Raw genomic sequence first — 25983 nt, forward strand, 5'->3', positions numbered from 1 at the left:
GCGACCCGAAAGGACATCCCATGAGCCAAGCCAAGCCAGGCGACACCGTTCGTATGCATTACACCGGCAGCCTAGCCGACGGCACCGAGTTCGACAGCTCCGCAGGGCGCGACCCGCTGGAGTTCCGACTGGGATCCGGCCAGATCATTCCGGGCCTCGACGCGGGCGTGACCGGCATGGAGGTCGGCGACACCAAGACCGTCGTGATCGAGCCGTCCGACGCCTACGGCGACCGCGACCCGGCCCGCGTGCAGGCCGTCCCTCGCGAGCAGATCCCGGACCACATTCCCGTCGAACCCGGCACCCAGTTGCAGATGCAGACCCCGGACGGGCAGACCATGCCCGTTATGGTGGCCGAAGCCGACCAGAGCCAGGTCACGCTTGACGCGAACCACCCGCTGGCCGGTCAGCAGCTGACGTTCGACGTGGAACTGGTCGAGATCGTCTAACCGCGCCGGAGGCCGCAACTCCGGATCGCACAGTGCGGGCGGCGCCTTCTCCGGGCGCCGCTCTGCGCGTTTCCGCGACACCCCATCGCGAACTGCCAGAGGCGGAATTGCCAGAACGCGGTCGGGCACATGTGCCATTCCGGTCACGGGGCTGCGACCAAGCAGGCGATGTGTCAAAAAGGCGATATGTGAACTGGTTTGCCGATCGCCAGGCGATGCCCGGGTCCGGGCGACGGTCCGTGCCGCCACCTGTCGGGGACTTGACAACGGCGCGGCAAGGCAGTGTCGTCGCGGCTCTCACGGTAGGGGCCATCGAATGATATTTGCGCGTCACGCGATCCCGGTTCTCGCCCTCGTCCTGTCGCTGTCCATGCCGGCCGACGCCCAAGAGGTCGCCGACATGGCGCCGCGGGAGGGCTGGGCCGTCGCTCGCGCCCAGGTCGGTGCCGACGCGCTGGCCGAGGCCGTGCGAACTGCTGTCGCGGAAGAGGGTCTGGCGGTCGTCACCCAGGCCGGACCCACAGGTGCCGCCGCGGCGCGCGGGATAGATATTCCGGAAAACCGGGTCATCGGAGTCTTCAACAACGATGTCGCCGTCCGCGTCCTGCGCCTGTCCACCGCCGCGATGATCGAGGCGCCGATGCGGCTCTACATCACCGGAAACGCCGATGGCACGGCCAGCCTCAGCTACAAGCTGCCCTCCGCCGTTCTGGCCCCCTATCGCGATGAGGGCGGCGCGGCGCTGGCCGACATCGGCCAGGAACTGGACGCGACCTTCGCGCGGATTGCCGACGCGGCACTGGATCGTTGAGGGCCGCCGATAGCCTGGCCCGCCGTCTGGCAGAGGCGGGATGCCGCCGCGCCTTCGGGATGCCGGGCGGAGAGGTGCTGACCCTTCTCGACGCGCTGGGTCGGGCGGGCATCGCGTTCCATCTGGTCAAGCACGAGAATTCCGGCGGCTTCATGGCCGAAGGCGGCAGCCACATGGACGGCGCGCCGGGCGTGCTGGTGGCGACCCTTGGACCCGGTATCCTCAACGCCGTCAACGTGATCGCCAATGCCTGGCAGGACAGGGTGCCGCTGATCGTGCTGTCGGGCGCGGTCGATGCGGACGACGCGCTGCGCTACACCCACCAGGTGCTCGACCATCGCGCGGTGCTGGCCCCCGTCACCAAGGCGACCTTCACGCTGAGCGCCGCGGAGGCGGACACCATCGCCGACAAGGCATTGGCCATCGCGACGGAGGGTCGGCCCGGGCCGGTCCTGATCGACGTCCCGATCTCGGTCGCCGATGCGCCGGCCGGGACCGCGCGCCGCCGCCGGGCCCGACCCGCCCCGGTCGCGCCGTGCGGCGCCGCGCTGGATGAGGCGCGCGCGTGGGTCAGCGCAGCCGAGCGTCCGCTGATCGTGGCCGGGCTGGACGTGCTGACCGACCGCGGCGAAGCGGCCCTGTCGCGCACCGCGCGGCGGCTGGGCTGGCCGGTGGTCACCAGCTACAAGGCCAAGGGCATCCTGGATGAGCGCGATCCGCTGGCCTTGGGCGGGGCAGGCCTGTCGCCCAGGGCCGACGCGATCCTGGGCGATGTGGTGCGCGCCGCCGACACGGTGCTGTGCCTGGGCTACGATCCGATCGAGATGCGGCCGGGCTGGCGCGATCTCTGGGATCCGGCCCGCCAGCGGGTGATCGACGTACATGCCGCGCCGAACCATCACTACATGCACCACGCGGGCCTCAGCTTCGTGGCCGATACCGCCGCGTCGCTGGCGGCGCTGACCGATGGCATGACGCCGCGTCCGGTCTGGCCGGGCGGAGAGATCGCGTCTGCCCGCGCGGCCCTGGCCGAGACGTTTCCGGGCGACGAGGACTGGGGACCCGCCGCGGTCATCGCCGAGGCCCGCGCCGCCTTTCCCGACGACGCCATCGCCACCGTGGATTCCGGGGCACACCGCATCCTGCTCAGCCAGATGTGGACCTGCGCGCGGCCGCGGACGCTTCTGCAATCCACCGGCCTGTGCACCATGGGCTGTGCGGTGCCGCTGGCGGCCGGCGCGAAACTGGCCGATCCCGCGCGGGAGGTCGTGGCCTTCACCGGCGATGCCGGCCTGCTGATGGTGGCCGGAGAGCTTGCCACCCTGGCGGAAATGGGTCTGGCGCTGACGGTCGTGGTGTTCGTGGACGCGCGTCTGGCCCTGATCGACCTCAAGCAGCGCCAGCGCCAGTTGCCCCGGACCGGCGTGGGGTTCGGCCGCCACGATTACGCGGGCCTGGCGCGGTCGCTCGGCGGCACGGGCCACCGGGTCGAGACCCGCGCAGAGCTTCGCGCGGCACTCGCCGAGGCGAGCGCGTCGGACCGGTTCACCCTGATCGCCGCCGAGATAGACGAGGACGCCTATGACGGACGCCTCTGACGCATCGCCGCCCGGACCGCTCGCCGGGCTGACGGTGCTCGACCTGAGCCGGATTCTCGCCGGGCCGACATCCACGCAGATGCTGGGCGACCTCGGCGCGCGGGTGCTCAAGATCGAGAACCCCGCCACCGGCGGCGACGATACCCGCCAGTGGGGCCCGCCCTTCGTCGCCGACGCGGATGGGTCGGACACGGACCTTTCGGCCTATTTCGTCTGCGCCAACCGCAACAAGTTCTCCGTCGCGCTGGATATTTCCACGCCCGAAGGCCAGCGTGCGGTGCGGGCTCTGGCCGCCGGGGCAGACGTGGTCGTGGAGAACTTCAAGCCGGGCGGGCTGAAGCGCTACGGGCTGGACCATGAGACCCTCAGGGCGGAGTTTCCGCACCTGGTCTTCTGCTCGATCTCCGGGTTCGGGCAGACCGGACCGAATGCGCCGAAGCCGGGCTATGACCTCATGGCGCAGGGCTACGGCGGGATCATGAGCCTGACCGGACCGGCCGACGGTCCGCCGATGAAGGTCGGCGTGGGGATCGCCGACGTGATGTGCGGAATGTATGCCGCGATCGGTATCCTTGCCGCCCTGCACCACCGCACGAAGACCGGTGAGGGGCAGCATATCGACCTGTCGCTGGTGGATTGCCAGGTCGCCTGGACGATCAACGAGGGCGTGAGCACGCTGGTCACGGGGATGCCGCCCCGGCGGCGCGGCAACGCCCATCCCAACATCGTGCCCTACAACGTCTATGCCGTCGCAGACGGGCATGTGATCGTCGCGGTGGGCAACGACAGCCAGTTCCGTCGCTTCGCCGCGTGGCTGGGTCAGGATGGCTGGGCCGTCGATCCGCGCTTTGCCACCAATCCCGCGCGACTGGCCAACAGGGACAGCCTTGAGCCGCTGGTCGCGGGGGCGCTGCGGGACCGGACCGGGGCGGCGGTCATCGCCGGGCTCGAAAGCGTCGGCGTGCCGGTCGGCCCGGTACAGACGCTGGATCGGGTCCTGGCCTCGGACCAGGTGGCGGCGCGGGACATGGTTGTCCGGATGGAGGCCGCGGGCACCGCCGCGCCCGTGCCGGTCCTTGGCAATCCGCTGAAATTCTCTGCCACGCCGGTGACCTACCGCCGCGCGCCGCCGCGGTTCGGCGCCGATACCGATGCCGTGCTGTCCGGGATCCCGCCGGTGGCGGATGGCGATGGGCGGCGCCGCTGATCGTCACAAGGCCGTGGAATACTGTCATGTTCGGGTGCGAAGCCTAGGCTGCGGGGGGCGGCGCGGGGTATGTAAAATGACCTAAGGAGGGCGCCGCGCATGAGACAGGATCAATACGGCCAGCCGGTGGATCTGCCCACGGAGCGGGCGTTGGCCGACTGGAACGCCGTCATGCAGGGGGTCCTGAGCCATTCCGCCGCCGCGCCCGCGCATCTGGCCGCCTGCCTGGAGGCCGCGCCGGACTTTGCGCTGGGGCACGCCACCAAGGGGCTGTTCCTGGTGCTTCTCGGGCGAAGAGAGCTTTTCGGCGCGGCGGCGGAGAGCCTCGCGGCAGCGCGTGCCGCTTTTGCCCCGGACGCGCGCACCCGGGCCATGATCGACGCGCTGGCCGCCTGCATCGACGGGTATCCGGTGCAGGCCGTCGCGCATCTGTCGGCCCATGTGGACCGGGCGCCCGGGGACGCGCTGCTGGTCAAGCTGGAGCACGGTCTGCGTTTCGTCCTGGGCGACGCGCGCGGCATGAACGAGCGGCTCCGGGCCGTGGCGCCCGCCTATGGGGCGGACCACCCCGCGGCGGGCTATATCGGCGGCTGCCGGGCCTTCGCGCTGGAGGAGACGGGCGCCTACGGCGACGCCGTCCGCGCCGGGCACGACGCGCTGGATCGGGCCCCGGACGACGCCTGGGGCCTGCACGCCGTGGCCCATGTCCACGACATGCGGGCGGACGCCGCCGCCGGGATCGAATGGCTCACGCGGCAAGAGGGCGCCTGGGCCCATTGCAACAATTTTCGCTACCACGTCTGGTGGCACAAGGCGCTGATGCTGCTCGACATCGGCCGCACCGACGAGGCCCTGGCCCTCTATGACCATGAGATCCGCGCCGAGCGTACCGACGACTACCGCGACATCGCCAACGCCACGTCGCTGCTGTCGCGACTGGAACTGGAGGGGGTGGCGATCGGCGACCGCTGGTCGGAACTTGCCGACCTGTCGGAGCGGCGGTTCGAGGACGGATGCCTGATCTTCGCCGACCTGCACTACCTGCTGGCGCTGGTCGGCGACGGGCGGCGCGACGCGGCGCAGCGGCTGGTGGCGCGTATCGCCCGGGACGGAACGGGCGACACCGACACCGCCCGCCGCATGGCCCGGCCCGGCGTGTCGGCGGCGCGCGGTCTTGCGGCCTTCGGAGAGGGCCGGTACGACGACGCCTTCCGCGATCTCGCCGCGGCGCAGGACTCGCTTCATCTGGCCGGCGGCAGCCACGCCCAGCGCGACGTGTTCGAGCGGCTGACCATCGACGCGGGGATCCGCGCGGGCGCGTGGGGTGCCGCAGAGCGGATCCTCGACCGCCGCCAGCGCACCCGCGGCCGGCACGAGGACGGCTATGCCGCCACCCGCCGCGCGCTGATCGACGCCGGCCGCGGGCATCTCAGGACCCCGGCGGAGTGACATGACGCTGACGGCCGACGCCTTCCCCGCCCATCGCGCCGACGCCCCCGGCCGCCCGGCCACGGGAGGCGTGCGCCTGCGCGACCCGCGGCTGGATTTCTTCCGCGGCATCGCCATGTTCATCATCTTCATCGCGCATGTCCCGGGCAACCGCTTTACCGGCTGGATCCCTGCGCGCTTCGGGTTCTCCGACGCGACCGAGATTTTCGTGTTCGCCTCCGGAATGGCCTCGGCGATCGCCTTCGGCACGGTGTTCGACCGGGCCGGCTGGAGGCTGGGAACCGTGCGCGTGGGCTTTCGGGTCTGGCAGGTGTACTGGGCCCATATTGGCCTGTTCCTGGCCTGTGCCACGTTCCTTACCGCGCTCGACCAGACCGGTGCGTTCGACAAGGTGTATATCGGCACGCTGAACCTGTGGAAGTTCTTCCGCGACGATCCGGGTCCGCTGTTGGTCGGTCTGATGACGCTGACCTACGTGCCGAACTATTTCGACATCCTGCCCATGTATCTGGTGATCTTGGCGATGATCCCCGTGATCATGGGGCTGGCGCGGATCCATCCGGGCATGGCGGGCATCGCTGTGATCTGCGTCTGGGCGCTGGCGCAGGGTCGGGCGTGGTCCTGGGGCGGGATCAACCTGCCGGCAGAGCCGTGGTCCGACCGGAGGTGGTTCTTCAACCCGTTCGGCTGGCAGCTCGCGTTCTTCACCGGTTTCGCCTTCATGCGCGGTTGGCTGCCGGCGCCCCCTGTGCGCGCGTGGCTGGTGCTGCTCGCGGCGCTGATCGTCGTCGCGAACCTGCCCCTGTCGGACGTGGGCATCCGCGAGTTCGGCCAGTCCTGGGCACGCACGTGGCGCGCGGACAACGGCCTGCTGGTCTCAAAGAGCGATTTCGGCATCCTGCGCTACGTGCATTTCCTGGCGCTGGCGTATCTTGCATGGGTCGCCGCGGGTCCGGGGGGGCGGGCGCTGAGTTCCGCCGGCATGCCGCGCGTCTGGCGGCGGGTCGTGGCGATCGTCAGCAAGGTGGGGCAGCAATCGCTGGCGGTCTTCCTGTTCTCGATGTTCTGGGCGCGGGTGACGGGCCTGGGACTCGACATCGCGGGACGCAGTGCGCCGACGACGGTCATGGCCAACGCTCTGGGCTTCGTGCTGATCGTTGCGGTCGCCTATGTCGTCGCCTGGATCAAGGGTCAGCCCTGGCGGCGGCCGCGCGCCGGCTAGGTCGTGGACTCATTAGTCCTGATCCAGATGCGGGTTGAGGCGAGGTGGAGGGCGGCGAGGAAGTTCGTTGCGGTCTTGAAGTAGCGCGTGGCGATGCCGCGGAAGTGTTTCAGGCGGTTGAAGAACCGTTCGATCCTGTTGCGCTGGCGGTAGAGGTCCCGGTCGACGCTTCGCACCACCCTGACGTTCGATTGGCTCGGGATATGTGCCGTCGCACCGCTCGCCTCGATGGCGGCGATCACCGCCTGTCCGAAGTAGCCCCGGTCGCCGACGACGTCGCCGGTCAGTCCGAGCGGCGCGACAAGCTCCGGCGCGGTGGTCTTGTCCGAGGCCTGGCCGGGCGTCAGGAGCAGCCGAACCGGCAGGCCGCGACCGTCCACCACCGCATGGATCTTGGTCGTCAGGCCTCCACGGGAGAGACCGATGGCGTGATCCTCGCCCCCTTTTTTCCGCCGGCGGCGTGCTGGTGGGCGCGGACGATGGAACTGTCGATCAGATGCAGCGACCCCGGGGAGCGCTCCGCCAGAGCCTCGAAGATGCACAGCCAGACGCCGCTCTTGGCCCACCTGTTGTACCGGTTGTAGACGGTCGTCCGAGGACCGTAGCGCTCCGGGAGATCGCGCCACGGTGTCCCGGTCCTGAGAATGTAGAAGATGCCGCTGATGACCCGCCGGTCGTCAACCCGCGCGACGCCCCGTGGCTTGTTCGGCAGGAGCGGCGCGATCACAGCCCACTCCGCATCCGTCAGATCGTGCCTGCCCGACATATATCACCTCCACCTCCCGGAAGTGAATCACGACACAGAAACCAAGGGAATCCTGTTTATGGGTTCACGACCTAGGCCCGGAGCGGTGGGGGGCGGCGGCTCCGCGAGCCTTGTGGGGTTGCACTTGGTTCTGACGGGGGGCGGTTTCGCGCTGCAATGAGGTCAGTGGCTTACGTGGTGTCGCGTTGCAGAGGTTTTGGCAGCTCGGGCGGTTCTCGCGCCTGTCCGGCCCGATGTCCGGACGATGTATCGGACGAGATGAAGGCCCCGATTTTCCGACTCTGCGCCAAAGAGCCCGCGCCGCACGATCTGCCGATCAGCTTTCCGGCGATACCGTATGCCACTCCGTGACGCCCGGTTGATGTCCGCGGATCTGCGCACGGTCACGCCGCACCGCATCTTCGGGATGCCTGCAATCTTCGTGGATCGGAACTTCGAGCGGCGAATGCGGCTGCCGGTCGCCAGAGGCTTGCGTGGCGGCGAAGGGCCCGCCTTGCGCTGACCCGAACAACGTCCAGAGGTCCGCTGGACGGCTCGCCATCTGCATCATGCCGGCGAAGTCATCCTTCGCCGCCGCATCTGCGTGGATGCATGGCCGCGCTCATCATGCGGGGTTCGTCCCTGACGCTCTGAGCTGCTGAGCACGTCAAAAGGCACAACCTCACGAAGGCGCGTCCTGGTCAGTGGAACGGTCCGACAGCAACGGCGCTCCGGGAGCAGGTTGCGTCCGAGCCAGTTTCGCAAACCGCGCCACGGGACTGAAGGTCAGCGAAATCTGCGGCATTGGCCGTATTCCGCAGCACCAACCTCGGCTTCGGAATGGCTGCGCCGTGAAGGCATCGCGATCGCCCTGACAACCGGACGCGGCGGCTCCTGCGAAACCGTCCGTCTTGCCGGCCTTCCCCAGCCGGAGCGTCGGGCGTATCTCGACCGCCAGGCCGAAGATGCCGGGATCGAGCCGGGCGCGCATGACAGCGCGGCGAAGCTCCTGTTCATCGTGAAGCGGGAGAGCGTCGGTCCGAGAGGGCCGGAGATCGAGGAGGCTGGCCGGAACATCTTCGGCGCCTTCCCTTCGCGAAACACGGTCAAGGTCCGGAAACGCCGGACCGACGCCGTCGCGCCCGCGAACCGGGCGCCCGCGCTGGCGCCGAGCTGGTCGGGCGGCGGCGTCGGCGATCCGGTCTCGGCCGAGGCTATGGCTCGGATGCTGGACCTGATGAAGCTGTCGGGCAAGAACCGGCGCGGCTGGTCGCTCAAGCACGCGCACCGGATGGTCGCCGATGAAGCCGCGCGCAAAGGCTGGGCCTGGCCAAGGCCCCCTAACGTGCGGCGGCGCTGGAACGCCCTCGACCCGAACGAACGCCTCTTCGCCACGCTCGCAGAAGAGCGGTTCACCACCCGCATCCATATGCAACACCCCCGGCACACCAAGGGCATGGCCGGTCTTGCCCCGTTTCACCGGACACTCGGGCGGTTGCGATCTGAGCTGCGATGAACGCGCGGGGTGAGCGCATCCTCGGCCTCGGGTGGTTGTCGTCGTCGCACCACCCTGCGATCGGTCCGGGGACGGTCGCTTCGTCGGGCAGCGGCGTGATGCGGGCGGGGTCGCGCTTTGGCGTCGTCACGGATGCCTCGGCTATCCCGGTGCTCCGCGGGCTATTCACCGGCGTGCAGCGGGGTTTTCGGGCCGATTTGGCGGCCGAGGATGCGGGTGTCCCTGGCGCTGTCGGGCGCGCCGTTGCCGGTGAGCATCTCGACGGGATTTGGCGTCTTGCAGGCCGCGAACCGTCGCCCGACCGCATCATTTCGCGGATGTCCGATGCCGGCATCCACCACGGCCCGCCGAAAGACGATCTCGCGGTCGAGCGCATCCATGACGAATGCGCCGCGGACGACATCGCGGTGCCAGCGGGGGAGCTCGAACCCGTCCGGACACCGGCGGATGCTGGAGCGCATCGTGACCGCTTTGCCCGCCTGGGTGGGTTCCGGCTGCGCGGTGGATCCGCGCGCCTGCCCGATGCGATACACGCCTGTGGTGCACGGGCGCGGCGCCTTCGGTCCAAAGCCCCCGGTTCGGGAGAGCGTCTGCGGTGGTCGCTCGGACCGGTGGCGCAACCAGCGGCACCTCCGCCGCTATCCGCAGGTCGGCCGCGCGGCGATCGGCGGCACCGCCTCGCGCGTCGCGATGGCGCCGACGCGGCTCTGCGCTTCCCTTCGGATCATGCGGATCGGCGCGGGAAACACCGAAGCGCCCGGCGACGCTCATCGGGAACGGTCCTTCGGCCGGTGCGCCGCACGCGCGCGCCACGGCGGTTTTCCTGAGCGCGACGTGCCGAGCGCCTCCTCGGGGCTCTCGACGTCGCGAGTCTTTCGCCCCGGTCGGCGCGCCGAGACGCGAATGCGATCCGCCATCTGCCGGACGGCGCGGTTGCCTGTGACGTCATCGTCTCCGGCCCCTCCCGCCAGACGCCGCCGACGATACGGCAGGTCGGGCGCCAAACCGCTGCGGCGCGCCACGACCGGGGTGCCGGCGGCCTCGTCCCGCGCCTCCTCGACGACCCGCCGCGTCCCGGACGACGTCCCGCGACGCCCGCGGTGATGATGTCACGGTCAGACACAAGCACGTGCCTGGGGCTCTCCCCAAGCCTCCATGGTCCTGCCTGTGGGTCCGGTCGAAAAGGGGACCGGTTCAAGGGCCGCGATGGATGCGGTTCACGGCGACGGACGCGCGTTCAAGGGACGGATCCGCTGGCCGGAGGGATCGGTCTGGTGCCTTGGGTGGTGGCGCTCGTGGACCATGCCAGCCGCAGGCCCGTCGGATGGGCCATCGGCCGATCCGAGAGCGCCGGCGTGACGGAAGCGGCCATCGTCCCGCTCGGCCCCGCCCGGCCCGTCACCTTCACCTTCGACAACGGCAGCGCCGTCAACAGCAAGCGGATCGCCGGAACGGACACTCGACCGACCGGATCGCCAAGACCCTGAACGTCAACGTCCGCGCCGTGACCCGCTACCGCGCGCGGCTCCGCGCCCACGGGCATGCCTTCGCCCGGGCCACCGACAGGACCCCAAGATGATCGTGAACAGCCAGAACCTCGACCTCGCCTTCAAGGGCTTCAAGTCCGTCTATACGGACGCCTACAACACCGCCCCGACCACCTGGGACAAGATCGCGATGACGGTTCCCTCGGGCGTCCGCGAAGAGACCTATGGCTGGCTCGGCCAGTTCCCGCAGATGCGCGAATGGCCGGGCGGCGGGCGCGTGCTGAAGGACATCGAGCCGCAGTCCTACACGAGCGCGAACCGCGCGTTCGAGAGCGCCTTGAACATCCGGCGCGAGGACGTCTCCGACCGCCTGGGCATCTTCGAGCCGATGATCGCCGGGACGGCCCAGACCGCGCGGCTGCCGCCCGAAGAGCCCCTCTACGGCCTGCTGGAACCCGGAGCCTCGGCGGAGCGCGTCCATCGCTCGCCCCGGTTCGCCAGGTTCGGCGCCTCCCGTGCCGCCTTGTCCGCAGATCCGCGGCATGTCCGAAAGCGACGAGCAGCGCGCGAAGGCACCCGCACATGCCGCTTCGGCATTCGGGGCGCCGGCACGGGCCCTGCGTCCGGAAGGCGTCGCCGTGACGGGCGCGGCCCGGAATGGCGCTCGATGTCCTGCAAGGGCAGCCGCGCGGACGGCCGGGCCGAGGCGCGCCGCGGATGACCGCCGCGGCCCCCGACGGCTCCACGCGTTGCCTGGCGCCCCGACGGCTCCGGCGCACGGCCTGCGGCGCTCGCGACCGTGGACGACGCCGCCGCCGCGCTGGCAACCGTCCGGGCCGCGCCCGACGCCGCCCGTGAACGGGATGTTCAACGCCCCCGAAACACCCGTTCACCCCGCCCGTCACACCGCCGGAAGAACACCGGCGCGCGCACCGATCCCGACGGCCGCGCCGGATCGACACCGACCCGGACCCGCGCGCCTTCGCCAGCGACCAGATCGACCGCATGATGTCCGCGCAGGTCGCAAACGCCGTGGCCACGTCCCGCCCGCCATCCACGCCTGCCGCCCCCCCCCCGGCGAAACGCGACCCCCCGATCCCGACCCCATCCGGCGTCGCACCATTCCCGCCAGACGCCGGACCTCCGTCCCCTTCCAGCGACAAATCCACCGAAACCCGGTGACAAACCCGGTGAAAGAGCAAAATATTTCGGGAAAGATGAAGACCCCCCTTCATCTTTCTCCAAATATCCCGGGGAGCGCGAGGGGCAGCGCCCCTCGCCCGCACGCTTCGCGCGGATCAATCGTCCAGCAGCGCCAGCACGGCCCGCTCCATCGCGCGCAGTCCGCGCCGGGCGGGGGCATGAAACGCCGTCATGCGGTCCGCAGGACAAGCGTTGCGTGATCGGACATGTCCGGTTCAGCCATGACGTCGAATGCCTCGACCGCTACCGCATCTTCAACCAGCACGTCGAACCGCTCCGCTTTGGTGCAGAGCGCCGGGCGCGTGCGAAACCTCGGGCCGTGACGCGTTCGGTCAGGCCCGGCCGCCGCCGCAGGATTCCCGGTGTCTCGCTGTCGGGACGGACGTTCGGATCGCCGCACGTCGATCAGATCGGCGACGCGGTGCGCCTGTGCCGCGCGTGCCCGGATGTCGCCCTTGCCCGCGAGATCGCGCAGACCGTGGAGATGGAGCGCATGGTCCGCCGCGACGTCCTAAAGGCACGGGGGGAACGGGGATGCCCGCCATGGCCGTGCGCTCCGACGTCGCCATGCGCAAAGTCCCGCACCCGACCGATCGCGGCGCCGCACCAAGGTCGCCAGACCCCACTTGGACGGGTACGACACGTCTCCATGCCACGGATCGCCACGCGCGGCGGGGCAGAATGCGGCGCGGAGGTCCGGCATGGCGGCGCTGAGTCGGTCGAACATCGCCGCCCGCTGGGGCAGCGCCGTTCCGAGCCGCGGGTCACGGTACTCTGGGGCAGCTGCCGGCGCGGCCGGCGTGTAAACCTCCTCCGGGCAAAGGATAGCCGGGTCAAAGGCCAGGACGCGCTCATAGGGCCGCCCGCCCCAGGCATCGAGAGGTGCTATACGCCTGGAAGATCAGCCTATGCCGGCGCGCGGCGGCGCGCGCGGTTCGAGGCGGCGACGAAGTTCTCTGGACGGTCCTCGGACCTCGACCCTTCGTCGAAGCGGCACCTCGCGCTGGCGCAGCCGGAAGAGGGGCATCCGAACGGCCTCCGTCATGCCCGGTTGCGTATCGAAATGTTACACTATAACAGAACCGTCATGACGTGTCCCTCCTTCGATCCCCATGACCACGCCGCCTGCCGGCGCGCCGGAATGGATGCGGCGGAATCGCTCTGCGCGGACCGCCGCCTGCGCCTCACCCCGGTCCGCCGACGGGTGCTGGAGCTTCTGCTCGCCGCACCGAAGGCACAAGGCGCCTATGACGTCCTGTCCGGCCTCAACCGCGATGCGCCCCCGCGCCAGCCCCCGGCCGCCTACCGCGCGCTCGATTTTCTGGTCGCACACGGGCTGGCCCATCGGATCGAGCGCCTCAACGCCTATGTCGCCTGCGCCAGCCCCGGCAGCACCCACCGCCCCGCATTCCTGATCTGCCGCGCCTGCGACCGGGTGGCCGAAACGCCCGACCTGACACCGGACCGCCTGAAGCGGGAGGCCGATGCGCAGGGATTCCGCATCGAGGCCACGGTGGTCGAGGCCGTCGGCCTGTGTCCGGCCTGCGCGCCATGAGCCTGGTCGCGCTGGAACGGATCGTGGTGGCCGAGGGCGGCCGGCAGATCCTGTCGGGGGTCGACCTGGCCATCGACCGCGGTGAGATCGTCACCATCGTCGGCCCCAACGGGTCGGGCAAGACCACGCTTCTGCGCACCGTCCTGGGCGCCGTCCGGCCACGGGCGGGCCGGGTCCGCCAGGCGCCCGGCCTGCGGATCGGCTACGTGCCGCAGAGGCTGGCGCTGGATCCGACCCTGCCGATGAGCGTCGGGCGGTTCATGGCCCTGCCGGCCCGTCCGCCCGCCGGCGCCGTCCCCGCGGCGCTGGCAGAGGCGGGCCTGCCCGACATCGCGGACCAACCCCTCGCCTCGTTGTCCGCCGGGCAGATGCAGCGCGCGCTTCTGGCCCGCGCGCTGCTGTCGGATCCCGACCTGCTGGTGCTGGACGAGCCCACGGCCGGGCTCGACCAGCCCGGATCGGCCGCCTTCTACCGGCGGATCGAATCGCTCCGCAACGCGCGCGGATGCGCCGTGCTGATGGTCAGCCACGACCTGCACGTGGTCATGGCGGCGTCCGACAGGGTGATCTGCCTCAACGGCCACGTCTGCTGCGAGGGCACGCCCGAAAGCGTCGCCTCTGCACCCGCATACCGCGCGCTCTTCGGAGAGGGGACGCGGGGGGCGCTGGCGCTCTACCGCCACGAGCACGGGCACAGCCACGACCACGGCACCCGCGATGGATGATGCGCTGATCCGCGCGCTTCTGGCTGGAACCGGACTGGTGCTGGCCACGGCGCCCCTGGGCTGTTTCGTCATCTGGCGGCGGATGGCCTTTTTCGGCGATGCCACGGCCCATGCCGCCCTTCTGGGCGTGGCGCTGGCGCTGGCGCTGTCGCTGCCGGTGGGGCTGGGCGTGCTGGCCGTGGCGCTGGTCTTCGCGCTGCTGCTCTTTCGCCTGACCCGCGGCGGAGAGGCGCCCGACACGGTGCTGGGCGTGCTGAGCCACGGCGCCCTGGCGCTGGGGCTGATGGCCGTCGCACTGCTGCCGGACGCGCAGGTGGACCTGGAGGCGCTGCTGTTCGGCGACATCCTGGACGTCGGTCCGCGCGACGTGGCGCTGGTCTGGGCCGGCAGCGCCGGCGTGCTGGCCGTGGCGCTGTGGCGCTGGCAGGGGCTGGTGACCGCCAGCCTCAATCCGGACCTCGCCCGCGCCGCGGGGCTCAGGCCAGAGCGCGACGACGCCGTCCTGACCCTGCTGCTGGCGCTGACCGTGGCGCTGTCGCTCAAGCTGGTGGGGGCGCTGCTGATCTCGGCGCTGCTGATCCTGCCGGCCGCGGCGGCCCGCGCCTTCGCCCGCTCGCCCGAAGCCATGGCGGTCCTGGCGGCGGCGGCGGGCGCGGTCTCGGTCGCGGCGGGGCTGGCGCTGTCGGTCGCGCTCGGCACGCCGGCGGGCCCGTCGATCATCGCCGCGGCCGCGGTCCTCTATGCCCTGGGCCGGGTGGTGGCGCGATGATCCGTCAGTCGCGGAACCCGTTCGGATTGGCCTGCTGCCATGCCCAGGTAGAGCCGCACATATCCGGCAGATCGCGGCGCGATTCCCACCCCAGCAGATCGCGCGCCTTGTCCACGGAGGCAACGTAGCTTTTCACGTCGCCGGGACGGCGGTCGGTCAGCCGGTAGGGGATGGCGACGCCGGTCGCCGCCTCGAACGCGGCGACCATCTCCAGCACGGTAGAGCCGGTTCCGGTGCCGACGTTGCAGACGTCATACCCCGTCCGCCCGGCGACATGGGCCAGCGCGGCGACATGCGCCTCGGCCAGATCGGAGACGTGGATGTAGTCCCGCTCACCGGTGCCGTCGCGGGTCGGCCAGTCGGCGCCGAAGATCGCCAGTTCCTTCCGCCGCCCGATGGCCACCTGGGCGATGAACGGCATCAGGTTGTCCGGCACCCCGATCGGATCCTCCCCGATCCTGGCCGACACATCCGCCCCCACCGGATTGAAATAGCGCAGCGAGATGGCCGAGGCACCGTCGGTCGCGCCGGCCCAGTCGGCGATGATCCCCTCGCTCATCAGCTTGGTGCGGCCGTAGGGGTTGGCGGGCCGGGTCGGGTGGTCCTCGTCCAGCGGCAGATAGTCGGGAGAGCCGTAGACCGTCGCCGATGAGGAGAACACGATCCCCCCGCAGCCGTGCCGGTCCATCGCCGCCAGAAGCGCCACCGTCCCGCCCACGTTGATGTCGTAATAGAGAAGCGGCGCGGACTCCGATTCGCCGACGGCCTTCTTGCCGGCGAAGTGGATCACCGCCTCCGGGCCGAAGCCTTCCATCGCGGCGTCGAGCGCGCTGTCCTTGCGCACGTCACCGCGCGTCAGGCCGATCCGCCCGTTGGTCATGGCGCCGACGCGGGCCAGCGCCTCCGGCGACGCGTTCGAGAAATCGTCGAGCACATGGACCTCATGGCCCGCGCGGAGCAGCGCCAGGACGGTGTGGCTTCCGATATAGCCGGCGCCGCCGGTGACGAGTACGCGCATGGGACGGATCCAGATCTCTGCAATCGCCCCGTCTCTACCGCAAGGGCGCCGGCCGACAAAGGCCCCCTGTCCGAATGAGACGCGGCACTGGCCATTGCGGGGCGGATCGCTACCTTCGGCGCGGTCTGGACCGCATGGGCATGGGAACACACGGATGATCGGTGGCATCGACCTTGGCGGCACGAAGATCGAATCGCGCCTCTTCGATCGCGGGGGCGCCCCCCGGGGCGAGGCGTTGCGCCTGCCGACGCCGCGGGACTACCCGTCGCTGCTGGACGCCCTGGCCGGACAGGTGCGGGCGCTGGACGACCGGGCCGGGATGCGGGTGCCGGTGGGTCTGGCCGCGCCGGGGGTGGTCGCGCCCGGCACGGGGCGGCTCTTCGCCGCCAACCTGGCCGCGACCGACCGGCCGCTGGGCGCCGATCTGGCCGCGCGCGCCGGCCGCCCCGTTCCGGTGGTCAACGACGGCATGGCCTTCGCGCTGTCCGAGGCGCGCGGCGGGGCGGCCGCGGACGCCCGCGTGGCGTTGGGTCTGGTCATCGGCACCGGGCTGGGCGGCGGCGTCACCGTGGACGGCCGCCTGCCGCCGCGCCACGCCGGCTACGGCGTGGAGATCGGCCATGCGGGCCTGCCCGGGCGTGCGCTTCTCCGCCACTCTCTGGACCTGCGTCCCTGCGGCTGCGGGCGGCTGGGCTGTGCCGAGGCCTATCTCTCCGGCCCCGGCCTTGCCGCGCTGGCCGGCGGCGGGCTGCCGCCCGGCGCGGCGGTCCCGGACGCCGCGCTCGACATCTGGGCCGATCTGGCGGCAGAGACGCTCCAGGCGCCGGTCCTGGTGCTGGACCCGGCGGTGATCGTGCTGGGCGGCGGCGTGTCGCTTATCCCGGGCCTCATCGACCGGCTCGGCGCGGCGCTGGACCGCCACCGTCTGGGCGGCGCCCCCGCCCCGGCGCTGGCCCCGGCGCGGTTCGGCGCCACCTCCGGCGCGCGGGGCGCGGCGCTTCTGGCGGGGGATGCGTCATGCTGATCGCGCCGGACCGGCTCTGGACCGGCGGACGGCTTGGCGCCGGGATGGCGGTAGAGGTTGCCCGGGGCACCGTCGCGGCGGTCCGCCCGCTGGGGGCGGACACGCCGGACCTGACACCGCATCTGCTCATCCCCGGCCCGACGGACCTGCAGGTGAACGGCGGCGGCGGCGCGCTCTTCAACGCGGACCCCACCCCGGCGACGCTGGAGACCATCGTCGCCGCCCATCGCCGCCTGGGCACCGGAGAGATCCTTGCCACACTGATCACCGACACGCCCGGCGTGATGGAGGCCGCCGTCGATGCCGCGATCGCCGCGCGGGACATGCCCGGTCTCCTGGGCCTGCATCTCGAAGGACCGCATATCGCCGCCGCGCGCCGGGGCACCCATGCGGCGGAGCATATCCGTCCGCTGGACGCGCGCACGGTCGCGCAGGTCACCCGCGCCCGCCGGGCCGGCCTGCCGGTCATGGTGACACTGGCCCCCGAGGAGACCGGCGCGGCGGTCCTGTCCGATCTGCTTGCCACCGGCGCCATCGTCTCCGCCGGCCACAGCGCCGCGGACGCGGCCACGGCGCGGGCCGCCTTCGCGGCCGGGATCACCTGCGTCACCCATCTGTTCAACGCCATGGCGCCGATGACGTCGCGCGCGCCGAACCTGCTGGGCGCGGCGATCCTGTCGGACGCCCATTGCGGCCTCATCGCCGACGGCCACCACGTGTCGTGGGAGATGATCCGCCTGGCCCTCTCCGCCCGCCCGCGTCCCGACCGCACCTTTCTGGTCTCCGACGCCATGGCCACGGTCGGCGGGCCGGACCGCGTCACGCTCTACGGACAAAAGATCCGCCTGGACCGCGGTCGGCTGATCAACGCGGAAGGCAACCTTGCCGGGGCGCATCTCGACATGGCGACAGCACTGGGCAACCTGCACCGCATGGCCGAAGTGCCGCTTGCCACCGCCGTCGCCATGGCCACGGACATTCCCCGCCGCGCCATGGGGCTGGCGCCGGTGGACGCCGCCCCGGGCCTGCCCCTCGCCCGGCTCACCGCGCTGGACGCGGGCCTCAGACCGGTCGCACTGGCCTAGGAATGCTCTTCCGCCGCCGTGGCCGCCAGCGCCTTGTTGTAGCGTTGCAGCGCGTCCACGTGGTGCAGCGTGCCCAGGATCTTCGGCGCCTCGCCGCTGTCGCCGATGCGCACCACCGGCAGCCACATCCGCGCGGTGTCCTGGAACATCGGCATGGCGGTCTCCAGCGTCGCGTTGGGGTCGATGAAGATACCGGCCTCCAGCGCCTCCCAGACATCGTCGGTGGGCACGGCGCGGGCGTGATCGGGCGGACGCATCACGTTGGCGACGCGGAACATGCACAGAAGATACGCCTGCGGGCCCTTCGACAGGTGCACCTTGCGCCGCTCCAGCTGGGTCAGAAAGAAGCTGCGGTCCACCAGCCGGGAGGCCAGCGCCGTGGAGGTCGAGACCGCGACCATCACCGCCAGGCCGGTCTGCCAGTCGCCGGTCAGTTCGAACACGATCAGCGTGGTCGAGATCGGCGCGCCCAGCACCGCCGCGGCGACGGCCCCCATGCCCGCCAGCGCATAGAGCGTCTCGGACCCAGACACATCGGGAAAGACCGACGTGGCGATGAGGCCGAAGGCCAGCCCCGCCAGACTGCCGACCATCAGCGACGGTGAGAACACGCCGCCGCCCATGCGCCCGCCCATGGTGATCGCCACCGCGGCGACCTTGACCGCCGCCAGCACCACCGCCTCATGGGCCAGCATCTTGCCGGTCAGCGCCAGGGACGTGGTCTCGTAGCCCACGCCGATGATCTGCGGAAAGCCCAGCGCGATGACCCCCAGGATCGCCCCCGCCGCCGCCGGACGCAGCCAGGGCGGGATGTTCCAGCGCGCGCGCCACCTTTCGGCCGTGTCGTCCACCCAGAAGATGGCGCGCATCAGGATCACCGCCACGGCGCCGCAGACCAGCCCCAGGATCAGGAACGCCGGCAGCTCCACGTAGAACGACAGCACCCCCTGGCGCTCCAGCGTGAACTCCGTCACGCCGCCGAACTGCAGCCGGTTGATGACGGTGCCGGCGGCGCTGGCGATGACGATGGGCGCGAAGGCATGCACCGCAAAATGGCGCAGCACCACCTCTAGCGCGAAGAGCGCCCCGGCGATGGGCGCGTTGAACGACGCCGACACGGCGGCCGCCACGGCGCAGCCCAGAAGGTCGCGCGCGGTGATCCCCCGGGCGTCGATGAGATCGTTGACCTTGGTGGCGATGACGGCGGCCAGATGGACCACCGGCCCCTCCCGCCCCGACGACCCGCCCGATCCCAGCGTGATCAGCGACGCCGCGGCCGAGGCCAGGCCCGCCCGCACCTCCACCCGCCCGTCGCGGAGCGCCGCCCCCTCGATCACCTCCGCGACCGAGCGCACGCGCCCCCCGGCGGACAGGCGGAACAGGATCAGCCCCACGACCAGGCCGCCCAGGGTCGGCCACAGGATGAACAGATACCACGGCAGGTCCACCGCGCTGGAGGCCAGCCGCGTCACGTCCTCGACCCGGTAGAGTGCCGCCTGAAGCGCGTCGATACCGATGCGGAACCCCAGCGCCGCGAAGCCCGAGGCGATGCCGATGACCAGCGCCAGCAGCCAGAACTGGAACTGCCCCGGTCCATGCTGGCGCAGGACGGTCCAGCCGCGCCGCCCCCGCGCCAACATGCCATCGACCAGGTGCCAGTCCCGCACGGCCTTGGGCGCCGCCATCCCCTGTTCCTCCGACCGGATCCCCGCCCTTCTACGGGCAATGGCGGCGAAGGGGAACCTCGACGCGGACCCGCACCCCGTGCCGGCCCGCACCCATGCCCGCCGCCCCCGGGGACTGCCCGACGCCTTCCGCTGCGTCCCGATGGCCCGGCGTCGCAGCGCGAGCCTGACCCCGCGCTCCGAAGGCGGATGTCGTGAAAGCGGCCGGGATCCGGCGGCGCGGCCGCGGGGCCAACGAAACCGCGCGTCGCGGTGGGCCGGGGCGGTTTTCGCACCCTCGTCCCTCCGGATCGGGCGGCGGGGTCCGCGCCGCGCGGGGGCCGGCTGTCGCCACGGTCCTTGCCCAAGCGATTCTCTCCGGCCGGATCGCCCTCCGGCGGGCGCCCATGGCCGAGCGGCGCACCGGGCCCGGCTGGCGCTGCGTCTCGACCCGGCGCACCGGCAACCGTCCGGGTGCGGAAACCGTGGCGCCCGGCCCCGGCGGCCCGCCGCCCGCCCGGGATCGCGGCGGCTGACCCGAACCGGCCCGGCGCGGCGCAGGTCCGTGACGCCGCGCTCGGCGAACCCGGCCCGGCAAACTCTGTCCGGCAAACCTGGGCCCGGCACGCCCCTCTACGCGCGGCCCCGGACCCCGGCGCCTCAGCCCAGCAGGGACCGTGCCGCGCCGCGCGCTTCGTCGGTCACAATGTCGCCGGCCAGCATCCGCGCGATCTCGTCGATCCGCGCGGCCTCGTCCAGCGGCGTCACGGTAGAGGTGGTCATTCCCTCCGCCACGCGTTTCTCGACCCGCCAGTGATGCGCGCCGCGGGCGGCAACCTGGGGGGAATGGGTGACCACCAGGACCTGCGCGGACTCCGCCAGCGCGGCAAGTCTGCGGCCCACCGCATCCGCCGTGGCCCCGCCCACGCCGCGGTCGATCTCGTCGAAGATCAGCGTCAGCCCGCGGGAGGTGCCGGTCAGGCAGACCTTGAGCGCCAGCAAAAAGCGCGACAGCTCTCCGCCCGACGCGATGCGGCCCAGCGGACCCGGCGGCGCGCCCGGGTTGGTGGCCACGGTGAATTCCACCGCGTCGCGGCCGTCCGGGCCGGGGGTGCCCGGCGCGATCCCGGTGGAGAACACCGCCCGCTCCATCTTCAGCTGCCCCAACTCGCCGGCCATGGCGGCATCCAGCCGCCCGGCGGCGTCGCGGCGCAGGTCGGTCAGCGCCCCCGCCGCCACGTCATAGGCCCGGTCGGCCTCGGCCAGCGCGCGGCGCAGCGCGGCCAGATCCCCCTCGCCCGCGTCGAGCGCGGCAAGCCGGTCGCGCAGCGCCGCGGCATGTGCGCCCAGATCGTCGGGCAGGACCTCGTACTTCCGGGCCAGTCCGCGGATCGCGAAGAGCCGCTCCTCGATCCGCTCCAGCTCATGGGGGTCGAACTCCATGGCCTCCAGCACCCGGCCCAGGCCCTGCTCGGCCCCGGCAAGCTCATCCATGGCCCGCAGCAGCGCCGCAGAGACCGCCTCCAGATCCCCCGCGTCCCCCACGTCCCCCGCCGCGCCGTCGAGCCAGCGGGCGGCGTCGGTCAACAGCCCCTCCGCCCCCTCCCAGCCCATCGCGGCCTGGGCGCGGGCCAGATCGCCCCGCACCCGTTCGGCGGCCTGCATCTGCCGGCGGCGGGTGTCGAGCGCCGCCTCCTCGCCCGGATCGGGATCCAGCGCATCCAGCTCCGTCACCGCGTGGCGCAGAAAGTCCTCCTCGGCGCGGGCGGTCTCAAGCGCCGCCTCTGCCGCCGAAAGCTGGCGCGCCGCGGCTGATTTCGCCGACCAGGCGGCACGCGCGGCCGACAGCGCCAGATCCGCACCGGCAAACGCGTCGAGCAGCCGCCGGTGCCCGCGCGCGTCCAGAAGTCCGCGGTCGTCGTGCTGGCCGTGCAGCTCGACCAGGGTCTCGGAGATCCGCCGCAGCGCCTCGCCGCTGGCGCGACGGTCGTTCACCCAGGCGGTCTTGCGCCCGTCGGGCGTGTTGACGCGGCGCAGGATCAGCGGCTCTCCCGGTTCCAGCTGAAAGCCGGTGTCCTCCAGCACGGCGCGCGCCGGATGGCCGTCGTCCAGGTCGAACTCCGCCACCACCTCTCCGCGCTCCGCGCCCTGCCGGACCAGTTCCGCCCGGCCGCGCCATCCCAGCACGAAGCCCAGCGAATCCAGCAGGATGGACTTGCCCGCCCCGGTCTCACCGGTCAGCACGTTGAGGCCGGGCCGGAGGTCCAGGTCCAGCCGGTCGATCAGCAGCATGTCCCGAACGCTCAGCCCGCGCAGCATGTGGCCCCCTTGGTCGGCGCAGCTATCGCACGGGCCGGAGGGCTGTTCCAGTGCGCGGGATCCCGCCGCGCCGGGATCTCCCGAACCGCGGTGTTCCGCCCGGTCCGCGATGCGCGGGAACGTCCGGTCCGGCCCGTCCGTTACACCAGTCTTCGGGGACATTCCCGCCCCGAAGATTGGGTAACGTGTGAGCGTAACCAGTTCGCTTACCAGTGCCCCGGACATGTTCCGGACTTCGGATCGGGTCGGCAACCCCGGTCCGGGCGTCGCGTCCCAAGGGGCGCGGCGCCGATCCGGTCAGAGCCACTCGCCCCGCACCACCTGCCGGTAGACCTGTGTCAGCCAGCCGTCTCCCGCCGCCTCCACCGTCAGGCCGCGGCCCGTGAGCAGCGCATAGGCGCGCTGGTACCATTCGGTCGATTGATAGTTGTAGCCCAGTATCGCCCCGGCGGTCCGCGCCTCGTCCTCCAGCCCGAGGGAGAGATAGGCCTCGACCAGCCGCAGAAGGGCCTCCGGGGTGTGGGTGGTGGTCTGGAAATCCTCGATCACCACCCGGAACCGCGTCACGGCGGCGGCATAGTTCTTGCGCTTGAGGTAGTAGCGTCCGATCTCCATCTCCTTGCCCGCCAGATGGTCGAAGGCCAGGTCGAATTTCAGCACGGCGGAGCGGGCGTATTCGGTATCGGGATATTGCTCGATCACGGTGCGGAGCGCCTGCAGCGCCTGAAAGGTCAGGCCCTGATCGCGTCCCACGTCGTCGATCTGGTCGTAGTAGCTGAGCGCCAGGAGATACTGGGCATAGGCCGCGTCCTCACCGGTTGGATAGAAGTCCAGGTAGCGCTGCGCGGCGCCGCGCGCGCTGTCGTAATCGCGGTCGCGGTGAAAGGCCAGGGCCTGCATCACCAGCGCGCGCTTGCCCCATTCCGAATAGGGATAGAGCCGCTCGACCTCACCGTAGAGTTCGGCCGCGCGCTCCGGATCGTCGGTCTCCAGGCTCAGCTCGGCGCGCTGGAAGATCGTCGCCGCGTCGAGATTCTCCAAAGGCGCATCGCGTGAGGCCAGGCGGGAGCCGCCGCAGCCCGAAAGCGCCAGCCCGATCAGTCCCAGACCGATCAGGCGTCCCGTCATCCCTGCCATGTGTCCGGCCCCGTTCGTCGCCCCGTCGCACGTCGCCGACGGACCGTCGGCCCGCCGCGCGCTTCTGTTAGCACAGAAAAATCCGGGGCAAAACGTCTCGATGTCACGCGGCGCGCCGGGGCGCGTCTTCGGGCATCAGCCCGGCACCCGGCAGCCGCGCCAGAAGCGCGGCGTCGGCCTGGATCATCCGCCAGGCGCCCTTGCGCGCGAACAGCGTGCGCAAAAGCGCGTTGGTCAGCGCGTGGCCGGACCGGACGCCGGTGTAGCGGCCCAGGATCGGCGCACCGGCCAGGGCCAGATCGCCCAGCGCGTCCAGCATCTTGTGGCGCACCGCCTCATCGGCATGGCGCAGACCGCCGGGGCTGAGAACCTCGGCGCCGTTCACCACCACGGCGTTGTCATAGGTGCCGCCCAGGGCCAGCCCGCGGGCGCGCATGGCCTCCACATCGGCCTGCCGGCAGAAGGTGCGGCTGTCGCACAGCTCATGCACAAAGGTGCCGTTGGCCAGATTCAGCCGCTTTTCCTGACGCCCGATGGCGGCATCCGCGAAGTCGATGGAAAAGTCGATCTCAAGCCCGCCGGCCGGTTCCAGCCGCGCCAGCGCGGGGCCGTTGCGCACCTCGATCACGTCGAGGATCTCCAGCGCCCGAACCGGGGCGCCCTGCCGCACCGTGCCCGCGGACAGGATCCTGGCCACGAAGGGCGCGGCGGAGCCGTCAAGGATCGGCACCTCGGGCCCGTCGATCTCGATCAGCAGGTTCTGGATGCCGCAGCCGGCCACCGCCGCCATCACATGTTCGATTGTGGACACCTCGGTGCCGTCCGCATTGGCGATCCGGGTGCAGAGCTCTCCCTGCACCACCGCGTCCCACTGTGCCGGAACCATGGATGCGCGGGGCGGCAGATCGGTGCGGCGGAACCACAGGCCGTGGTCCACCGGCGCGGGGACAAGCCGCAGCCGCGCGGGCCGGCCGGAATGAAGCCCGGTGCCGTGAAACGTGACGGCCGTCGCCAAAGTGCTCTGCATCCTGCGGTCCTCTCCGGTCTTCGGCCGGTTGCCTGCACGATCAGTTAAGAGCGCCGGGAAATCGGTACAAATCAAGCCTTGCAACCGAGTGTTACAAAGCCCGCCGCCGGTCGGCAGAGACTCGCCGCAACTTGAGGGATACCGCACAAACCATTGTGCAAGAACAGAAAAGGCCGGCTTTCGCCGGCCCCTCCATCACGGGAAGCGTGATCGGTCAGTTGGCCTGACGGCGCAGGAAAGCGGGGATCTCGATGCGATCCTGCTCGCCGGCCTCGGCCTCGTCCTCGTAACGCGGCAGCGGCGGCGCGGCACGGCGGGCGGCCGGCTGGGCCGGCGCGCGGGGTTCCTGGGCGGCGGGACGGGCCTGACCCTCACCGGTCATGCGGTTGATCAGGCTGTTGATCCCGAAGCGCGCGGCCTTGTCCGGCATGCCGGCCGGAACGGGGCGCGGCTGCACCGCCGCGGGGCGCAGGGCGGCCGGACGCGGCGCCTGGCCGGACCCTTGGCCCGCACCCTGGCCCGCGGCCGCGGGACGGCCTTCGGCGCCCGGAACCTTGCGGACCGCGCGTTCCAGCCGCTCCAGGGCCTCGGCGGACGGCTGACCCGGGGCGGCCCGCTGCGCGGCGGTCTCGGCCGGGCGCGGTGCTGCGGCGTCGTGCTGGTCCGCGGCTTCCGCGGCGCGGCGGCTTTCCCAGTCGGCGAAGAAATCCGGCTCGCCGGAGGCGCTCGCGGCAACCTGCTCCGGCGCGGTCTCGGCGGCCATGGCGTACTCGTCCGCCTCCTCCTCCTCGACCACCGGGCGGGCCAGAGGCTCGGACAGGCGGCGGCGGTCGGCGGGCGGGTCCATCGTCGCGGCGATGGCGTCGATGCCCGTGGCCACCACGCTGACGCGCATCCGGCCGTTCATCTCCGGGTCCAGGGTGGAGCCGACGATGATGTTGGCGTCCGGGTCCACTTTCTCGCGGATGACGTTGGCGGCCTCGTCCAGCTCATACAGGGTCAGGTCCTCGCCGCCGGTGACGTTGATCAGCACGCCCTTGGCGCCGTTCAGGCTGATCTCGTCCAGGAGCGGGTTGGCGATGGCCTTCTCGGCGGCCTGCAGCGCGCGATCCTCGCCCTCGCCCTCGCCGGTGCCCATCATCGCCTTGCCCATCTCATCCATCACGGAACGCACGTCCGCGAAGTCGAGGTTGATGAGGCCCGGACGCACCATCAGGTCCGTGACGCCCTTGACGCCCTGGTAGAGCACGTCGTCGGCCATGCCGAAAGCGTCGGTGCAGGTGGTCTTTTCGTTGGCCAGGCGGAACAGGTTCTGGTTGGGGATGATGATCAGCGTGTCGACCATCTTCTGCAGCGCCTCGATGCCGTCCTCGGCCTGGCGCATCCGGCGCGCGCCCTCGAACTGGAACGGCTTGGTGACGACGCCGACGGTCAGCACGCCCAGCTCGCGCGCGGCCTGGGCGATGATCGGCGTGGCCCCGGTGCCGGTGCCGCCGCCCATGCCCGCGGTGATGAAGCACATGTGCGACCCGGCCAGGTGATCGACGATCTCCTCGATCGATTCCTCGGCCGCCGCGGCGCCGACGGAGGCGCGGGCGCCCGCGCCCAGCCCTTCGGTGACCTTGACACCCATCTGCACGCGGTTGGCGGCAGCGGATTGGGCCAGCGCCTGCGCGTCGGTATTGGCGACGACGAACTCGACCCCTTCGAGCTGCTTTTCGATCATGTTGTTGACGGCATTGCCGCCCGCGCCGCCGACACCGAACACGGTGATCCGGGGCCGCAGCTCTTCCTGCGTCGTCATGGTCAGATTGAGTGTCATGCTATGTCCGCCTGTCTGTTCCCGCTTGAGCGCGCGAGTTTCTGCCAAATTTTCTTGAATTCTAGCGTTACCGGGCCGTCGCGTCACCCATAAATCTGCCCGAATCATACAAAATAAAGGGGAGGCCGCCGGCGCCATCGGCGGCATGTCG

At 71.2% G+C, this 25983-nt stretch carries 21 protein-coding genes and 1 pseudogene; 14 read left to right on the forward strand and 8 right to left on the reverse strand.

All coding sequences use genetic code 11. The features are described from left to right. The first annotated feature begins 20 nt into the window (after nucleotides 1-20). From KW83_RS04790 to KW83_RS04815, 6 genes are all read left to right on the forward strand, one after another. Nucleotides 21-449, forward strand: a complete 429-nt coding sequence (locus KW83_RS04790; protein WP_036175415.1) for an FKBP-type peptidyl-prolyl cis-trans isomerase — start codon at nucleotides 21-23, stop codon at nucleotides 447-449. A 316-nt stretch (nucleotides 450-765) separates the two neighbouring features. Continuing rightward, nucleotides 766-1260, forward strand: coding sequence for a DUF302 domain-containing protein (locus tag KW83_RS04795; protein ID WP_036175418.1), 495 nt, complete (start codon nucleotides 766-768; stop codon nucleotides 1258-1260). After that, nucleotides 1257-2858, forward strand: a complete 1602-nt coding sequence (locus tag KW83_RS04800; RefSeq protein WP_036175421.1) for a thiamine pyrophosphate-binding protein — start codon at nucleotides 1257-1259, stop codon at nucleotides 2856-2858. The genes KW83_RS04795 and KW83_RS04800 overlap by 4 nt, the downstream gene beginning before the upstream one ends. Next, nucleotides 2842-4065 (forward strand): CaiB/BaiF CoA transferase family protein, encoded by a 1224-nt coding sequence (locus KW83_RS04805; RefSeq protein ID WP_036175425.1) that lies wholly within the window; start codon nucleotides 2842-2844, stop codon nucleotides 4063-4065. Before KW83_RS04800 ends, KW83_RS04805 begins: the two co-directional genes overlap by 17 nt. A gap of 99 nt (nucleotides 4066-4164) precedes the next feature. Next, nucleotides 4165-5514 (forward strand): tetratricopeptide repeat protein, encoded by a 1350-nt coding sequence (locus tag KW83_RS04810; protein WP_036175429.1) that lies wholly within the window; start codon nucleotides 4165-4167, stop codon nucleotides 5512-5514. A gap of 1 nt (nucleotide 5515) precedes the next feature. Next, nucleotides 5516-6736 (forward strand): OpgC family protein, encoded by a 1221-nt coding sequence (locus KW83_RS04815; protein ID WP_036175432.1) that lies wholly within the window; start codon nucleotides 5516-5518, stop codon nucleotides 6734-6736. On the opposite strand, the gene KW83_RS19650 is transcribed toward KW83_RS04815, so the two are convergent. After that, nucleotides 6733-7502, reverse strand: a protein-coding gene (locus tag KW83_RS19650; RefSeq protein ID WP_152563479.1) for an IS5 family transposase whose coding sequence is annotated in 2 segments (ribosomal slippage) — nucleotides 6733-7190 and nucleotides 7190-7502 — 771 coding nt in all. Because the reading frame shifts where the segments join, the coding sequence is not laid out codon by codon here. The two genes, KW83_RS04815 and KW83_RS19650, sit on opposite strands and share 4 nt — an antisense overlap. Before the next feature lie 1204 nt (nucleotides 7503-8706). On the opposite strand from KW83_RS19650, the gene KW83_RS21120 reads away from it, so the two are divergent. After that, nucleotides 8707-8997: a hypothetical protein gene (locus KW83_RS21120; protein WP_200879660.1), complete on the forward strand. Its 291-nt coding sequence runs from the start codon at nucleotides 8707-8709 to the stop codon at nucleotides 8995-8997. Here the strand turns inward: KW83_RS21120 and KW83_RS19655 are convergent. Continuing rightward, a pseudogene (locus tag KW83_RS19655) lies at nucleotides 8972-10195 on the reverse strand (IS3 family transposase); the annotation flags it as partial. The gene KW83_RS21120 and the pseudogene KW83_RS19655 sit on opposite strands and share 26 nt — an antisense overlap. 76 nt (nucleotides 10196-10271) lie before the next feature. On the opposite strand from KW83_RS19655, the gene KW83_RS04845 reads away from it, so the two are divergent. The 5 genes from KW83_RS04845 (at nucleotide 10272) to KW83_RS04865 (ending at nucleotide 14736) form a co-directional block, all read left to right on the forward strand. After that, entirely contained in the window at nucleotides 10272-10484 is a 213-nt protein-coding gene (locus tag KW83_RS04845) for a hypothetical protein (protein ID WP_152563481.1), read from the forward strand. Nucleotides 10485-10572: 88 nt separating this feature from the next. Then, the gene (locus tag KW83_RS19020) at nucleotides 10573-11205 is read left to right on the forward strand and encodes a Mu-like prophage major head subunit gpT family protein (RefSeq protein ID WP_051928272.1); all 633 of its coding nucleotides are present in this window, start codon (nucleotides 10573-10575) and stop codon (nucleotides 11203-11205) included. A gap of 1569 nt (nucleotides 11206-12774) precedes the next feature. Then, the gene (locus tag KW83_RS04855; RefSeq protein WP_036175446.1) at nucleotides 12775-13242 is read left to right on the forward strand and encodes a helix-turn-helix domain-containing protein; all 468 of its coding nucleotides are present in this window, start codon (nucleotides 12775-12777) and stop codon (nucleotides 13240-13242) included. After that, nucleotides 13239-13967: an ATP-binding cassette domain-containing protein gene (locus KW83_RS04860; protein ID WP_036175998.1), complete on the forward strand. Its 729-nt coding sequence runs from the start codon at nucleotides 13239-13241 to the stop codon at nucleotides 13965-13967. The genes KW83_RS04855 and KW83_RS04860 overlap by 4 nt, the downstream gene beginning before the upstream one ends. Then, on the forward strand, nucleotides 13960-14736 hold the full coding sequence (locus tag KW83_RS04865) for a metal ABC transporter permease (RefSeq protein ID WP_036175449.1): 777 nt from the start codon (nucleotides 13960-13962) through the stop codon (nucleotides 14734-14736). The genes KW83_RS04860 and KW83_RS04865 overlap by 8 nt, the downstream gene beginning before the upstream one ends. A 4-nt stretch (nucleotides 14737-14740) precedes the next feature. Here KW83_RS04865 and galE read toward each other — a convergent pair whose 3' ends face one another. Continuing rightward, nucleotides 14741-15754 carry a UDP-glucose 4-epimerase GalE gene (galE, locus tag KW83_RS04870; protein ID WP_036175452.1) on the reverse strand — a complete coding sequence of 338 codons (1014 nt, stop codon included), beginning with the start codon at nucleotides 15752-15754 and terminating at the stop codon, nucleotides 14741-14743. A gap of 154 nt (nucleotides 15755-15908) precedes the next feature. Between galE and KW83_RS04875 the strand changes: the two genes are divergently transcribed. After that, nucleotides 15909-16778 carry an ROK family protein gene (locus tag KW83_RS04875; protein WP_036175455.1) on the forward strand — a complete coding sequence of 290 codons (870 nt, stop codon included), beginning with the start codon at nucleotides 15909-15911 and terminating at the stop codon, nucleotides 16776-16778. Then, nucleotides 16772-17863 (forward strand): N-acetylglucosamine-6-phosphate deacetylase, encoded by a 1092-nt coding sequence (locus KW83_RS04880; protein ID WP_036175458.1) that lies wholly within the window; start codon nucleotides 16772-16774, stop codon nucleotides 17861-17863. The genes KW83_RS04875 and KW83_RS04880 overlap by 7 nt, the downstream gene beginning before the upstream one ends. Here the strand turns inward: KW83_RS04880 and KW83_RS04885 are convergent. The 5 genes from KW83_RS04885 to ftsZ all read right to left on the reverse strand — a co-directional run bounded on the left by KW83_RS04885 (nucleotide 17860) and on the right by ftsZ (nucleotide 25832). Then, entirely contained in the window at nucleotides 17860-19548 is a 1689-nt protein-coding gene (locus KW83_RS04885) for a chloride channel protein (RefSeq protein WP_051928274.1), read from the reverse strand. The genes KW83_RS04880 and KW83_RS04885 overlap by 4 nt on opposite strands. A gap of 639 nt (nucleotides 19549-20187) precedes the next feature. Continuing rightward, nucleotides 20188-21846, reverse strand: coding sequence for a DNA repair protein RecN (gene recN, locus KW83_RS04890; protein WP_036175460.1), 1659 nt, complete (start codon nucleotides 21844-21846; stop codon nucleotides 20188-20190). Between the two features lie 297 nt (nucleotides 21847-22143). Further along, nucleotides 22144-22983: an outer membrane protein assembly factor BamD gene (locus tag KW83_RS04895; RefSeq protein WP_200879655.1), complete on the reverse strand. Its 840-nt coding sequence runs from the start codon at nucleotides 22981-22983 to the stop codon at nucleotides 22144-22146. Between the two features lie 103 nt (nucleotides 22984-23086). Then, nucleotides 23087-24010 carry a UDP-3-O-acyl-N-acetylglucosamine deacetylase gene (gene lpxC / locus KW83_RS04900; protein ID WP_036175466.1) on the reverse strand — a complete coding sequence of 308 codons (924 nt, stop codon included), beginning with the start codon at nucleotides 24008-24010 and terminating at the stop codon, nucleotides 23087-23089. A 214-nt stretch (nucleotides 24011-24224) separates the two neighbouring features. After that, complete coding sequence (ftsZ, locus tag KW83_RS04905; protein WP_036175468.1) at nucleotides 24225-25832, reverse strand: cell division protein FtsZ; 1608 nt, start codon at nucleotides 25830-25832, stop codon at nucleotides 24225-24227. Nucleotides 25833-25983: the final 151 nt, after the last annotated feature.

This window comes from Palleronia rufa (assembly GCF_000743715.1).
GTDB classification, from domain to species: domain Bacteria; phylum Pseudomonadota; class Alphaproteobacteria; order Rhodobacterales; family Rhodobacteraceae; genus Palleronia; species Palleronia rufa.

Coding starts and splice junctions, on each gene's coding strand:
- KW83_RS04805 (WP_036175425.1), top strand. CDS start 2,842: ATGACGGACGCCTCTGACGCATCGCCGCCCGGACCGCTCGCCGGGCTG.
- KW83_RS04895 (WP_200879655.1), bottom strand. CDS start 22,983: ATGGCAGGGATGACGGGACGCCTGATCGGTCTGGGACTGATCGGGCTG.
- KW83_RS04885 (WP_051928274.1), bottom strand. CDS start 19,548: ATGGCGGCGCCCAAGGCCGTGCGGGACTGGCACCTGGTCGATGGCATG.
- KW83_RS04865 (WP_036175449.1), top strand. CDS start 13,960: ATGGATGATGCGCTGATCCGCGCGCTTCTGGCTGGAACCGGACTGGTG.
- KW83_RS04860 (WP_036175998.1), top strand. CDS start 13,239: ATGAGCCTGGTCGCGCTGGAACGGATCGTGGTGGCCGAGGGCGGCCGG.
- KW83_RS04880 (WP_036175458.1), top strand. CDS start 16,772: ATGCTGATCGCGCCGGACCGGCTCTGGACCGGCGGACGGCTTGGCGCC.
- galE (WP_036175452.1), bottom strand. CDS start 15,754: ATGCGCGTACTCGTCACCGGCGGCGCCGGCTATATCGGAAGCCACACC.
- KW83_RS04790 (WP_036175415.1), top strand. CDS start 21: ATGAGCCAAGCCAAGCCAGGCGACACCGTTCGTATGCATTACACCGGC.
- KW83_RS19020 (WP_051928272.1), top strand. CDS start 10,573: ATGATCGTGAACAGCCAGAACCTCGACCTCGCCTTCAAGGGCTTCAAG.
- KW83_RS04875 (WP_036175455.1), top strand. CDS start 15,909: ATGATCGGTGGCATCGACCTTGGCGGCACGAAGATCGAATCGCGCCTC.
- KW83_RS21120 (WP_200879660.1), top strand. CDS start 8,707: ATGCTGGACCTGATGAAGCTGTCGGGCAAGAACCGGCGCGGCTGGTCG.
- recN (WP_036175460.1), bottom strand. CDS start 21,846: ATGCTGCGCGGGCTGAGCGTTCGGGACATGCTGCTGATCGACCGGCTG.
- KW83_RS04815 (WP_036175432.1), top strand. CDS start 5,516: ATGACGCTGACGGCCGACGCCTTCCCCGCCCATCGCGCCGACGCCCCC.
- KW83_RS04810 (WP_036175429.1), top strand. CDS start 4,165: ATGAGACAGGATCAATACGGCCAGCCGGTGGATCTGCCCACGGAGCGG.
- lpxC (WP_036175466.1), bottom strand. CDS start 24,010: ATGCAGAGCACTTTGGCGACGGCCGTCACGTTTCACGGCACCGGGCTT.
- KW83_RS04795 (WP_036175418.1), top strand. CDS start 766: ATGATATTTGCGCGTCACGCGATCCCGGTTCTCGCCCTCGTCCTGTCG.
- KW83_RS04855 (WP_036175446.1), top strand. CDS start 12,775: ATGACGTGTCCCTCCTTCGATCCCCATGACCACGCCGCCTGCCGGCGC.
- ftsZ (WP_036175468.1), bottom strand. CDS start 25,832: ATGACACTCAATCTGACCATGACGACGCAGGAAGAGCTGCGGCCCCGG.